Here is a 12,134-nt window from a genome sequence, read left to right as displayed (position 1 = left end):
GGCCCGCCCGATCTGCTGGTAGTAGGAGATCGGCGACGAGGGCGCTCCGACGTGCACGACGAAGCCCAGATCCGGCTTGTCGAAGCCCATCCCGAGCGCGCTGGTGGCGACGAGCGCCTTGACCCGGTTCGCAAGCAGGTCCTCCTCAGCCGCGATACGTTCGGCCGCCTCGGTACCACCGTGGTAACAGGCGACCGGGTACCCCTCGCCGCGCAGGAAGGCGGTCAGCTCCTCCGCCGCCGCCTTGGTCAGCGTGTAGACGATCCCCGATCCGGGCAGCTCGCCCAGCCGATCGGCAAGCCAACCGAAGCGGTGCTCGGCCCGGGGCAGGGCGACGACGGCGAGCCGCAGGCTCTCCCGGTCGAGCGACCCGCGCAGCACCAGGGTGCCCGATGCCTCCCCCGCACCTGGCCCCGCACCGGATCCCGCTCCGGATCCCGCTCCGGATCCCGCTCCGGCACCGGCGTCGAGCTGCTCGCTGACGTCCTCGACCACCCGCTGGTTGGCGGTCGCGGTGGTGGCGAGGACCGGGACCTGCGGGCGCAGCCCGGCGATCAGGGTGCGCAGCCGGCGGTAGTCCGGGCGGAAGTCGTGCCCCCAGTCGGAGATGCAGTGTGCCTCGTCGACCACGAGCAGGCCGGTGGTGGCGGCGAGCTCGGGCAGGTAGTCGTCGCGAAACGTCGGGTTGTTCAGCCGTTCCGGCCCGACGAGCAGCACGTCGAGGTCGCCTGTGCGCAGCGCTGCGTAGACCTCGTCCCACTCGGTGACGTTGCCGGAGTGGATCTCACCCGCGCGGATCCCCAGCCGGCTGGCGGCGGCCGCCTGGTTGCGAATGAGGGCGAGCAGCGGCGAGACGATCACCGTCGGCCCGATGCGCCTGCCCGGACCAGCAGACCCGACGCCGGCCTCGCCGCGCAGCAGGGCGGTGGCGAGGAAGTACACCGCCGACTTGCCCCAGCCGGTGCGCTGCACGAGCAGCACCCGGCGCCGGCGGGTGACCAGCGCGTCGATCGCCTGCCACTGGTCCTCCCGCAGCACCGCGGCCGGCCCGGCCAGGGTGCGCAGCAACTCCTCCGCCCGTGCCCGCAACCCACCGGCCGCCGAAAGATGTGCCGGACTCGCCTGGTCTGCCGCCATGACAAGGTGTTTACCCGATGCCACCGACAGACCTGGAACCGCCGGGTCGACGCGCGGCCAGCCGGCCCGGCAGAGGTCAGCGATCCGAACTGATCAGCCGCTTGGCCGGGCCAGCGTCTTCGGAAGCGCCGGGGCGACCCGCGCGTGCTCCCCGGATGCCGAGCCAACCGACGACGGAGCCGATCACGATGGAGACGATGGTCAGGACCAGGTGGACCGTGAAGAAGCCGGTCGGCCCGTTGTCCCAGGAACGATCATCCTTCCAGATGTTCCGCAGGAAGTTCGGCCAGATCGCCCACGTCCACACCCCCACCGCGATCAGGAACCAGGACGCACGCTTCGACAGAGTCACCCCATCAGCTTCGCACCCGGGCGAGAGGACCAGCCGATCAAGAGCGGTCGCACCACGTGAGGTCGAGCACGGCGGGCGCGACCACCTCCTGAAATCGGATCGCCGAGACTCCTACGCGCCGAGCTTCGGCCCAGGCCCGGCACGCCTTGCGAAGCGTGCGTCCATCGTCACCCGCCTCTGCGCAGGATCGGACGAATCTCCGCCGGCCGTACGCCCCACAGCCCGCGCGGACATGGCCGCGGATCAGGTACGTAGCTGCTGGCGGGGACCGGCGAACGTGCGGATGACCTCGCCCAGCGCGGCGTCGGGCGGGTAGGCCGAGGGGTCGACCGCGGCGGCGGAACCGTCGCCGGGCGCGCCGAACCGGATCGCCCACAGCATCGTCTCCGCGACCGGCAGAAGGGCGACGACGGTGTCGTTGTCGTCCTCCATCTGGGCGGTCAGCCAGCCGATCCGGTCGGACTGCAGGGCGCAGACGAAGGTGACCTCGCCCGCGCCGCTGACGGGACCGGAACGCAGCTGCGCCCGCTGGCTCGCGACGCCGAGGGCGGCGCCGAGCCGCTCGGCGATCCGTTCGCGTTCGTACAGCTGGGCGTCCTGCGCCAGCCGGACGGTGACGCCGTGCAGCTCCCGCTCGCAGTGCACCTGCGGCTCGATCGCGGCATCCTCGCCGAAGTACCAGGACAGGACCTCGGGCAGCACGGCCCGCAGGTCCGCCGCGGCCGGCTGCACCATGGCGAGCCCCGGGTACTGCGGGGACCAGGCCGACCACGCCGGGCCGTCCTGCCGCACGATGAGTGTGACGGGCCTACCCACGATGGATCATCTCCAGCGAACTCCTCCGCCGTCCCGCCGCTTTGATCAGTATCCGCGCTCACGGGGCCGCCTGGGAGGCGTTTGAGCTAAAGGTCGTGCCGATTACGCCCAACACCACCCTTTCCCCCGCGCAACAACCCCGCCGGCGGCCGCGCCGATCACGCGATGTCGCTGCCACGACAGGAGGAGTCGACCATCGTGACGGACAGCATCCATGGCCGGCGTATCCGGTCCGACGAGGGGCCGTTGCTGCGCCGGCTGCGGCTGGCCGCGCTCGCCGACTCGCCCGCCGCGTTCTGGCAGACTCTGGAGGCGGCGCGTGCACTGCCGCCGGCCGACTGGGCACGGCGCGCCGAGGACGGGGCGGACTCCCCGGCGGACCTGGTGGCGTTCGTGGAACGGGCCGGTGAGGCGGTCGGCATGGTGCAGGGATTCACCCCGACCGGTCGGCCCTGGTTACGCGAGCTGGGTGCCATGTGGGTGACGCCCGCGGCCCGGGGCACCGGCGCCGCGGACGTCCTGCTGGCGACCGCGGTGACCTGGGCCGCGCAGGCCGGTGCCGAGGCGGTGAAGCTGTGGGTGGCCCCCGCGAACCGGCCGGCCCGGCGGCTGTACACCCGCACCGGCTTCGTCGTCCTCGGTGGTCCGCGGCCGATCACGGACGATCCGTCGGTCAAGACGTTCGTTCCGATGCTGCTCCCGCTCCACCCGCCCCAGCGGCGATGACGTCGTGGGCGCAGGAGAGCTTCGCCTGGACGGCGGGTGTTCGAACAGCTGGGCAAGGAGATCCCGGACGGTCGGATCCGGCGCGGGGCCGGCGCTCGGGACCGCGACGGGTTGCCCGACGGTCGGGCCGCCCATCGCCAGCCCGCCGGCGAGCGCGGCCCCCACCTCCGCGACCGGCGGCGGGAACGAACCCCGGCTCCGGGCCTGCCGGCACCCATCGGCCGGGGCATACCCCGCTACGCCCGCCGCACGCACCACATTTCCCGCCCGCCACCCAGCCCGCACGAACTCGGGACACGCCGCCGGAACCGCCAGGGCCGGGGCGGGCACATGAACACCCGGACACACCACATCTCGGCTCGCCGCACCGATGGTGACCGACCGGAAACCCGGCGAGGATGCCGCCTTACCGACTCGACCAACCGGGCGCCGCAGGTGACCTCTTCGCGACGGAGGTCACGGATACCCCGGTTGGTCCGGTCACGAATCGGGCAGTTATCCTTGACACGCCCCCGGAAAATCCTCCATGGAGGACCAACGCGAGGAGGTGGCCGCTGTGAGTCCTGGCGGGTGCTCCAGTAAAGGCCGCTTCCTGCTAGTGGACGCCAGCCGGCGATGAGCTCCGGCCGGAGCGCGCCAGGCGCGCCCGGCCCGCGTCCACGAACCCGGGGTTGACGACTCCCGGGGCACTGCTCTGCAGTCCGGCTCTGGTCCGGCCTCAGCCCCCGTGCGGAACGCCGGGTGGTCGGCCGCCGCTTCCTCGGCCCGGGGTGATGCTTTCCGATCCCTCCGCGGCCTGGCTGGCGCGTCTCTGCGTCAGGGTGCCGGCGTCCGGATCCGTGTGGCCGCTCGGCCACCGAGCCTGATCGGGCAGTGCACGAGCAGGTGCGGTCGATTGATGTCGTGTCGACCTGAGGCCGCCGTGGCGACGGCGCGTGCGGCCTGCTCGAGAAGCGCGTGCCACCGGCCATGGCCGTTGCGCGCGGGTGGGGAGCTTCCATGACCATCTCAGCATCGCGAACGACGGACCGTCGAGGTCTGGGCACCGAACGTCTCGACCTGCCGGTCTCCGGTCGGGTCGCGCTACTTCCGCGGGTTGACCGGGAGACGGTCAGCCGCTCGGCGGAAACCATCGCCCGATTCCTCGGCACCGGGCGCTATCTCGCCATCCAGACCGGCATCGTCATCGTCTGGATCGCCCTGAACATCGCGCTGCCGTTGATGCGCTGGGATCCCTACCCGTTCATCCTGCTGAACCTGGCCTTCTCGACGCAGGCCGCCTACGCGGCACCCCTGATCCTGCTAGCCCAGAACCGTCAGGACGATCGTGACCGGGCCTCCCTCACCGAGGACCGGGCCGTCGCCGGCCGGATGCGCGAGAACACGGAGTTCCTGGCCCGCGAGGTCGCGGCCCTGCGCCTCGCCCAGAGCGAGGCGGCGACCCGCCAGTACGTCCGGGGGGAGCTGGCGGGCCAGCTGGAGGCCCTGCGAGGAGATCTCACCAGCCTGCTCCGGGAGGCCGTCGAGATCCCGCGTCAGCCGCAGGCCACCCATCGCTCGGGCGCATCCTCCCAGCCCGGCGCTTCCTGCCAGCCCGACCCGCATGACCACGCCCGCGGGACAGGTTCCACCGACGCCGCCGACGGAGCCAGCCCCGCCCGTGCCAAGACGCCGAAGCACCCCAAGGGGGCCAAGCGTGCCCGGCCTGCGAAGGTCACGGCGGCGGACGCATCCCTTGACGCCACGATCGACAGGAGTTCGTCAGCCGACGGGCCGTCTACTGACGGGCCGTCTACTGACGGATCACCGGCAGGCACCGCGGGCCCCGGCACCACGAGCGAGGATGCCGCTTCACCCGTCGGAGTCAGCCAGGCCAGGCACGCCAGTGGTATCTCCCGGTCCGATGAGACCGAGCCAGGCGCCGCCGGTTCCGGACCGGCGTCGGCGCACCTTGTCGCGGGCGCGGTCGAGAGTTCCCACCCCGCCCTGCCGACGACCGTCGGCGCGCCGGCGGCGGCCGACCCGGCAGACACGGGCGCAGCCAGGGCGGACACGGGCACCGGTGGCACCGGTGGCACCGCGACCTATCGGACTCCCCGGGCGGCGCCGGGCCGCGGGCATCATCGTTCCCCGCTGCACGCCGGATCGGCCCGCCGATCGGCCGAACGCTCCAAATCGGGTGATTCACCCACGGCGGACACCTCCGCGCGACACGTCTCGTGACCGCCCGCCCTGGAGCGGGCCAAGCCAGTAGCGTTCGGTAGGTGCGTGCCGGCCGGTCGTGTCGCTCCCGTCCAACCCTGCCAGCGGAGTTCGGGACCGCCGGCCAGCTACGCACAACCGCCGTCCAGGAGGCGGCCCCGCCCCACGGCGGCGGTAGGTCCGCGCACCGTGTCCATCCGCGGGCTCGGCGGGCCCTGGTCCTCACCGTCACCGTCATGGGGCTGCTGTTCGCTCCCGCGGCGTGGTTCGCTCCGGCCCTGGCCGCCACCACGGCCGCCATGCCAGCGGTTCCCGATGCGGGTGGCCAGGCCATCGGGAGTGCTCAGGCCGGTGCCGGTGCCGGCGGCGGCGGCGGCGCAGAAGCAGGCGGCCAGGCGGGCCCGGCGGCCGCACCCGCTCGGGCGCCCGGAGGCCCCCCAGCCCCCCCGGTACCTGCGGGGCTGACCGCGCAGGCCTGGCTGGTCGCGGACGCCGGCAGCGGCGCCATCCTCGCCGCCTCCCGCCCGCACGCGCAGGATCTTCCGGCCAGCACCATGAAGATCCTCACCGCGTTGACCGTGCTCCCCGGACTGCCGCCGGACCGGGTCATCACCATCGACGACAATCCGCCCCGCGTGGACGGCACCAAGGTCGGCCTGGTGCCCGGCGTCGCCTACACCGTTCGGGACCTGGCAACCGCCATGATGATCTCCAGTGGCAACGACGCGACGGTAGCCCTCGTCGAAGCCAGCGGCGGCGCCGCGGCAGTCCTGCCCCGGATGAACGCGCTGGCCAAGTCGCTGGGTGCGCGTGAAACCGTCGCGGGCGATCCGACCGGACTGGACAGTCCTGGGCAGGTCACCAGCGTGTACGACCTGGCCGTGCTCGGCCGCGCCGCGCTCAACGACCCCAGCGTGCGGGGATACCTCACCATCCCGCGGGCGTCCCTCGCCGGGCGCGGCGACCAGCGCTTCGAGATCCAGAACCACAACTCGCTGCTTCGCACCTACGACGGCGCCATCGGGGTGAAGAACGGATACACGGTGGCGGCCGGCGCGACGTTCGTCGGGGCCGCCACCCGCGGCGGTCGGACGGTCATCGTCGCGTTGCTGCGCGCGGCCCCCGCCTACGGCGCCGACGCCCGTGCCCTGCTCGACTGGGGATTCGCGCACGCCGGCCAGGTGACGCCGATCGGCTACCTGCCGAACACCGCCGTGGCCGGGGGCGCGGCCCGGCCCACCGCCGCCGCAGTCGCCGCCGCGCAGGCGGTCGCCAGGCCCGCCGCAGCGCCTGGCCGCCGGGCAAACCACGCTGGTGGTCTCACCGGCATCGGCCCGATGACCTGGAGCGCACTCGGGTTCACCGCGGGCGCCTGCCTCGTGACCGCCCTCATGCGGCGCGCGGCCCGCCGGCATCGCCGACGCCCCGGGCTCGGCCAGACGGTGGCGGAAACCCCGCCGGCTGGGCCGCCGGCCCGCGCCGTGCGTCGGCTCGGCGCACGGCCGCGCCGACTCGTGCCCCCTCAGTCCGCCTCGCCGGAGGTCTCCGACGGGTGGCGCCGACGCAGCAATGCCCGCAGCCTGGCGGTCAGCGTCGCCTCCGAACGGGTGGTCACGGACCCGGCGGAGACATCGACAGGCCCGGTCCGCCCGGTCCGCCCGGTCCGGCTACCGAGCACCGTCGACTGGACCGGCTCGAGAGGCGTCGAGTCCGGCCCGGACGAGTTCGACGCCGTGAAGTCCGACGCCGTGAAGTCCGACGCCGTGAAGTCCGACGCCGTGGAGCGGGACGTCGTGGAGCGGGACGAGTCCGACGCGAGCCGTTTCGCCGGCGGCACCTTCGGCCGCTGAGCCTCGAGGGAGGGGGCCGTACCGGAGGGGTAGACATCCGAGTCGTAGGGCGCGGTCACCGTCCAGGCGGCGACGAACAGCGTCCACCGCATCACAATGTTGATCCAGATGAGCAGTCCGACGATGACCGCGAACGTGCCATAGACCGGGTTGCCCGTGGTCTGGCCGACCAGCCAGGTCCCCACGACCTTGAGGATCTCGAGCCCGACAGCGCCGAGGACTGCGCCGCGCACCGACCGGCTCCGATCGGTCTGCTGCGGCAACCGCCAGAACAGGTAGAGAAAGACCGCGGTGTCGATCCCGAGGGCGACGAGCAGGGCCAGGATGCCGGTGACCCAGGCGGCGGCCGTACTTCCGGACAGCCCGATCCAGTCCAGGAACGTCCCCGTCGCCGAGGTCGACAGGCTGGTGACCACGAGCGAGGTCACCAGGGTGAGTCCGAGGCCGGCGAGGACGGAGATGTCGCGCAACCGCCGCATGATGATGTTGCCGACTTCGATGTCCTGGTGCCAGATCACCCGCAGCGCGTCACGCAGCGCGTCGATCCAGGCGAGGCCGGCGAGTAGCAGCCCGAGCAGACCGATGATGCCGACACCGACCTTGGCGTTCCCGATCGAGGTGATGTCGAGCTTGTCCGCCAGCCCCGGCAGGTAGTCGTTGATCTGCCTGGTCAGGCTGTCCTGGACGTCCGGGTAGGCGTCGACCACGAACCCGGTGACCGCAAAGGCGAGCGCGATGATCGGGAAGAAGGACAGGAAGGCGAAGTACGTCGCCGACGCCGCCAGCCGGTCGCCGCTGTCCGCCGTGTACCGGGAATACGCCCGGATGATGTGGTCGAGAAACGGACGTTTCGCCCTTACCATCCCGGCCGTGTCGGAAACGCTGCCGACTCCGGCCCGAACCGCCTCACGAGGTCCTGTCACACCCGTCGATGTCCCCCCGGCGACGCCCAGTCATTCCCGTGAACCGATACCTTCGCGTCGCCCTCCGCCGCCATTCGGTTCGGATTCGTCCCCCTGCTGACCGAAGGGGAAGAAGCGTATCTGCCGCCAGCGTAGGTCGGCCCCTCTTTCGTAGAGACCGAATCCCCGCACGTCGAACTCCGCCCGGTAGCCGGCCAGCGCCTCGTAGGCGCGGTCGAGGCCATCCTCGGCGATGTCGTGAGCCACGGTGACATGTGGGTGGTACGGAAAGTTCAGTGGCCGTTCCAGCGGGCCGGATCGCACCGCCGCCGCCAGCGTCGCACAGCGGGCCTCACCGGCGACAAGGGCGACGTAGATAACCGGCGAAAGTGGCCGGAACGTCCCCGAACCCCGCAAACAAATCGTGAACGGATTATTCGGGCGGGCAACATGCGCCAGATGGCGCTCGATCGCCGGCAGATCGGCCAGACTCACCGTCGTCGGCCCGAGCAGGGTGACGTGCGGAATGATCAAGGTGGCGTTGGGATCCCCGAGCCGCTCGCGCCAATCCTGGAGCTCGGTCCGGTAGGGCTCCGGAATGCCGATTGCCACGCCTATGTCGGCCAGGTCCGTCGCGTCGGCCGGGCCGGCCGGATCCGCCGCGCGAGCAGCGCCGACCGCGGGCGCCCCTTCGACGCGTGCCCCCGGCCCGACGCCGACTCCTGGCTCGACGCCGACTCCTGGCTCGAGCGGCCTTTCAGTCATGCGCGACCGACACTGCGGCACATGGGGCGCCCGGGACGCCCCAGCCGAAGATCGTAACTCTCGGTACTCGTGGCACTCCATCGCCGGGTCGGTGACCGGCCGTCGGGATCGGTGTCGCCGAGGAAAGCATGCCGACATCATGGCCCACGGACCCCGCCTGTCTCCCGCGGACCAGAAGACCGCGACCCCCGCACCCGCAGACCAGGCCAAAACAGCGACGACCCGCCAAATGGCAGAGGCAGATTGCCGGAGGATCCCGACAAGTGCAGCTCGGCCCGCGCCGCCCGCCCGCAGCTCCGCGGTCCGGTCACGCCCAGGGATTCACCACCTGGGGGCGGGCCTGCGCCAACACGTCATCCGACAGGGGTGGCCACAGCTGCCGTGCCCAATCACCGAAGTCTCGATCACACAGTGTGACGCATGCGAGTCGGGTAACCGAATCCACCCAGATGAACGTGCCGGACTGGCCGAAGTGACCGAAGGTCACCGGTGCATTCGTGCTGCCCGTCCAGTGCGGGTTCTTGCGACCGCGGATCTCGCATCCCAGCCCCCAGTCGTTCGGGTCCTGGCGGCCGAAACCCGGTAGCACGCCCGCCAGCCCCGGGAAGGCAACCGACGTGGCGGTGGCGAACGTCTCGGCCGACACGAGGGTGGGAGCGAGCAGCTCGGCGGCGAAGCCACGCAGGTCGGCGAGGGTCGCCGTCACCGCGGAGGCCGCCGAGCCGGTGAGGCTGGCCCCGCGCATCCCCAGCGGCTCGAACACGGCCTCGGCGAGGTAGTCGGCGAAGGCGATCCCCGTCGCCTCGGTGACCGCCTCGGCCAAGCGGTCGAAGCCGGCGTTGGAGTAGATCCGGCGGGTGCCCGGCGCGGCGAGGACCTTGTCGCCTTCGAACGCCAGCCCGGAGGCGTGGGCGAGCAGGTGCGCCACGGTGGACGACTCGGGGCCGGCCGAGTCGTCCAGCCCGATCGCACCCTCCTCCACGGCGATGAGCACCGCGTAGGCGCTGAGCAACTTCGACACCGAGGCGAGCCGGAAAGGATGATCGTCCGGCCCCGTCCGGCCGAGCTCCCGGACCACTCCGCCGGGCCTCAGCCGCCCGGCCTCCTCGACGCCAGCCTCGGCGCCAGCCTCGGCGGCGGGAGCGTCGTCCCGGCCGAGGACCGTGACCGCCACCGTTCTGACCGGCCACTGCGAAACCTGCTCCAGTGCGTCCACGCCACGCACTGTACGAACTCTGCGCCCGGGTCCGCTGCGGACGGACCTGGACGGCCCCGGACGGACCGGACAGGCCCGGCGCGCGAGCGAGCGGGCCAACAGCGGGCACCGGGGGCGCTGGCGCACCGTCACATGGTCGGCTGCGAGACTGACGGGCGTGCAGACCCCGTCCCCAGCGCCCATCCCATCCGGCCCACGCCCCATTCCGGCGGGACCAGCGAAGGACATCGACACGATCACGATGGCGACCCCGATCGTGCGCGTCGACGAGTCGGTGGATCTGCACGCTCACACGATCGACATACTCGTCGTCGGCGGCGGTCCGGCCGGCTGCGCGGCGGCGCTGGCAGCCCTGCGGGAACGCCCCGACGCCAGCGTCGTCATCGCGGACGCCGCGGCGTTCCCCCGGGACAAGACGTGCGGCGACGGAATCGCCCCGCACGGGCTGGACGTGCTACGCGACCTCGGCGTCACCGACGCCGTCGCCGGCTACCAGCCGGTCGACCGGATGCGGCTGCGCACACCGGGCGGCGCCGAGGTGGCCACCCCGTCGGCTCGGGCCAGCTACGTGGTGCCCCGGGAGGTCTTCGACGCCCGTCTCATGGCCGCGGCCCAGGCCCGCGGCGCCCACCTGGTACGGCGCCGGATCCGGACTCTGGAGCTCACCGACCGGCCGCGGCCCGACGGACGCGGACGCGAACCGGTGGTCGTCGTCAATGGCGCGCTGACGGCCCGGGTCGTCATCGGCGCGGACGGCGCGAACTCGGTCGTGCGACGCGGGCTGAACCTTGCGGCCAACCCGCCGGAAGCGATGGCGATCGCGGTGCGGGCGTATGCCGACCTTCCCTCCGACGGGCGTCCGCCCGAGCAGCTCATCCACATGACCGACGACGGCTGGCCGGCCTACGCGTGGTCGTTCCCGATCGGCGACGGCCGGGCGAACATCGGCTACGGCATGCTGCGCTCCCGCCTGACCGGCGGCGACGACGGGACGAGCGCGAAGACGGTCCTGCACCGCACCCTGGATCGGATGCTGCCGCACATGCCGGCGGATCCGACCACACTGCGGGCCCACCTTCTACCCCTGTCGACCCATCGGCCGCGCCAGCCCAACGGTCCGGTACTCCTCGTCGGCGACGCGGCCTCGCTGATCAACCCGCTGACCGGGGAGGGCATCTACTACGCGCTGCTGTCCGGTTCCCTGGCCGGGCAGGCCGCGGTCGGGGTGACGAACCCCACCGGTGCCGGACGGCGGTACCGGCGCTCGCTCGACGCCGAGCTCGGTCGACACCTGCGGCACACCTCGCTGCTCGCCGGCCTCGTCGGCCGGCGCCGCACGGTGATGGACGCCGCGGTGCGGGCCGCCCGCACCCGCACCGAGCTCTACGACACCCTCGTCGAGATCGGGCTGGGCCGGGGCACCATCCCGGCCAGTTCCCTCACCCGGCTCGCCGTACGGCGCACCATGGCCGGGCGGCGCTGACCGCAGCCGTCCCCACCGTCTCAAGGTCCCAGGTAGGGCACCGCCGAGGTGAGCGTGATCACCGACGCCCCGAGCAGCAACAAGATCACGGTGTCGAACACCCGCCCGCGCACGGCGAGCAGGCCGACCCGCCGCGTCGGCAGCGCGAGGCGGGCGAGTCCCGCCAGGGCCAGCGCAACCCCGATCACCAGCATTCCGCGACGCCACCGGTCCTGGTAGACGAGCACAAACCCGACCGCGACACCGACCAGCACCGACGCGAACACCATTTCGCGCCGCAACCAGCGGACGACCCCGGACCGGTCGCCCCCGGCCGCCTGGGCGACCGCAGGCGCTGCGGGCCCAGCGGGTGTGCTGGGCCATGAGGCCGCGGGTGTCATGGGCGGCTCGCGGTCCGCGGGTGCGTCGGGTGGCCAGGCAGGTGCGGGCAACTCCGTCGGCTCCGGCCCGACGGCTCCCGCCGCGTGCCGGGCGGACGGCCGCCGGTCCACGGCGGGACCCCGCGCCCCGAGCCGTGGGCGCGTGTCGACCTCACGGGCCGCGCTGCGCAGCTCGCGGTGCCGGTCGGCGTCGCTGTGGTCGCGCTCGCCCGGGTACCACGGTTGCGGCCGGGCGCGTGCCGAGCGGTGCCCCGCCGGCGTTCCCTGCCGGCCAGGTCCTCCACCCGAGCCGCCCCGCGCATCCC

10 protein-coding genes and 1 pseudogene are annotated in these 12,134 nt (G+C 72.7%); 4 read left to right on the top strand and 7 right to left on the bottom strand.

Going from position 1 to position 12,134, the window contains the following annotated elements; genetic code table 11:
- From NBZ85_RS18980 to NBZ85_RS18970, 3 genes are all read right to left on the bottom strand, one after another.
- Positions 1–1,137, bottom strand: a 1,137-nt coding sequence (locus NBZ85_RS18980) for a DEAD/DEAH box helicase (RefSeq protein WP_261562334.1), incomplete at its 3' end; no start/stop codon positions are given.
- 76 nt (positions 1,138–1,213) lie between these two features.
- Positions 1,214–1,489 (bottom strand): SCO4848 family membrane protein, encoded by a 276-nt coding sequence (locus NBZ85_RS18975; protein ID WP_261556711.1) that lies wholly within the window; start codon positions 1,487–1,489, stop codon positions 1,214–1,216.
- Positions 1,490–1,732: 243 nt separating this feature from the next.
- Positions 1,733–2,305, bottom strand: coding sequence for a hypothetical protein (locus tag NBZ85_RS18970; RefSeq protein ID WP_261556710.1), 573 nt, complete (start codon positions 2,303–2,305; stop codon positions 1,733–1,735).
- A 165-nt stretch (positions 2,306–2,470) separates the two neighbouring features.
- Between NBZ85_RS18970 and NBZ85_RS18965 the strand changes: the two genes are divergently transcribed.
- The 3 genes and pseudogenes from NBZ85_RS18965 to NBZ85_RS18955 all read left to right on the top strand — a co-directional run.
- Positions 2,471–3,031 (top strand): GNAT family N-acetyltransferase, encoded by a 561-nt coding sequence (locus tag NBZ85_RS18965; RefSeq protein WP_261556709.1) that lies wholly within the window; start codon positions 2,471–2,473, stop codon positions 3,029–3,031.
- Between the two features lie 999 nt (positions 3,032–4,030).
- Positions 4,031–5,254, top strand: coding sequence for a DUF1003 domain-containing protein (locus tag NBZ85_RS18960; RefSeq protein WP_261562333.1), 1,224 nt, complete (start codon positions 4,031–4,033; stop codon positions 5,252–5,254).
- Positions 5,255–5,469: 215 nt separating this feature from the next.
- Positions 5,470–6,291, top strand: a pseudogene (locus NBZ85_RS18955) (D-alanyl-D-alanine carboxypeptidase family protein); the annotation flags it as partial.
- Between the two features lie 464 nt (positions 6,292–6,755).
- On the opposite strand, the gene NBZ85_RS18950 reads toward NBZ85_RS18955, so the two are convergent.
- The 3 genes from NBZ85_RS18950 to NBZ85_RS18940 form a co-directional block, all read right to left on the bottom strand.
- Positions 6,756–7,946: a YihY/virulence factor BrkB family protein gene (locus NBZ85_RS18950; RefSeq protein ID WP_261556707.1), complete on the bottom strand. Its 1,191-nt coding sequence runs from the start codon at positions 7,944–7,946 to the stop codon at positions 6,756–6,758.
- A gap of 90 nt (positions 7,947–8,036) precedes the next feature.
- Positions 8,037–8,597, bottom strand: a complete 561-nt coding sequence (locus NBZ85_RS18945; protein WP_261562332.1) for a 2'-5' RNA ligase family protein — start codon at positions 8,595–8,597, stop codon at positions 8,037–8,039.
- Positions 8,598–9,057: 460 nt separating this feature from the next.
- Complete coding sequence (locus NBZ85_RS18940; protein WP_261556705.1) at positions 9,058–9,966, bottom strand: serine hydrolase domain-containing protein; 909 nt, start codon at positions 9,964–9,966, stop codon at positions 9,058–9,060.
- 241 nt (positions 9,967–10,207) lie between these two features.
- Between NBZ85_RS18940 and NBZ85_RS18935 the strand changes: the two genes are divergently transcribed.
- Positions 10,208–11,449, top strand: a complete 1,242-nt coding sequence (locus NBZ85_RS18935) for an NAD(P)/FAD-dependent oxidoreductase (protein WP_261556703.1) — start codon at positions 10,208–10,210, stop codon at positions 11,447–11,449.
- A gap of 20 nt (positions 11,450–11,469) precedes the next feature.
- Here the strand turns inward: NBZ85_RS18935 and NBZ85_RS18930 are convergent.
- The coding region (locus NBZ85_RS18930) for a DUF3017 domain-containing protein (RefSeq protein ID WP_261562331.1) at positions 11,470–12,134 on the bottom strand (665 nt) is incomplete at its 5' end.

This window comes from Frankia tisae (genome assembly GCF_025403405.1).
Classification (GTDB): domain Bacteria; phylum Actinomycetota; class Actinomycetes; order Frankiales; family Frankiaceae; genus Frankia; species Frankia tisai.
This window is presented reverse-complemented; position numbering and strand designations above follow the sequence as displayed.

Bases quoted from the DNA above. Each gene is read 5' to 3' on its own strand.
- NBZ85_RS18965 (WP_261556709.1), top strand. From the start codon at position 2,471: ATGTCGCTGCCACGACAGGAGGAGTCGACCATCGTGACGGACAGCATC.
- NBZ85_RS18960 (WP_261562333.1), top strand. From the start codon at position 4,031: ATGACCATCTCAGCATCGCGAACGACGGACCGTCGAGGTCTGGGCACC.
- NBZ85_RS18950 (WP_261556707.1), bottom strand. From the start codon at position 7,946: ATGGTAAGGGCGAAACGTCCGTTTCTCGACCACATCATCCGGGCGTAT.
- NBZ85_RS18935 (WP_261556703.1), top strand. From the start codon at position 10,208: ATGGCGACCCCGATCGTGCGCGTCGACGAGTCGGTGGATCTGCACGCT.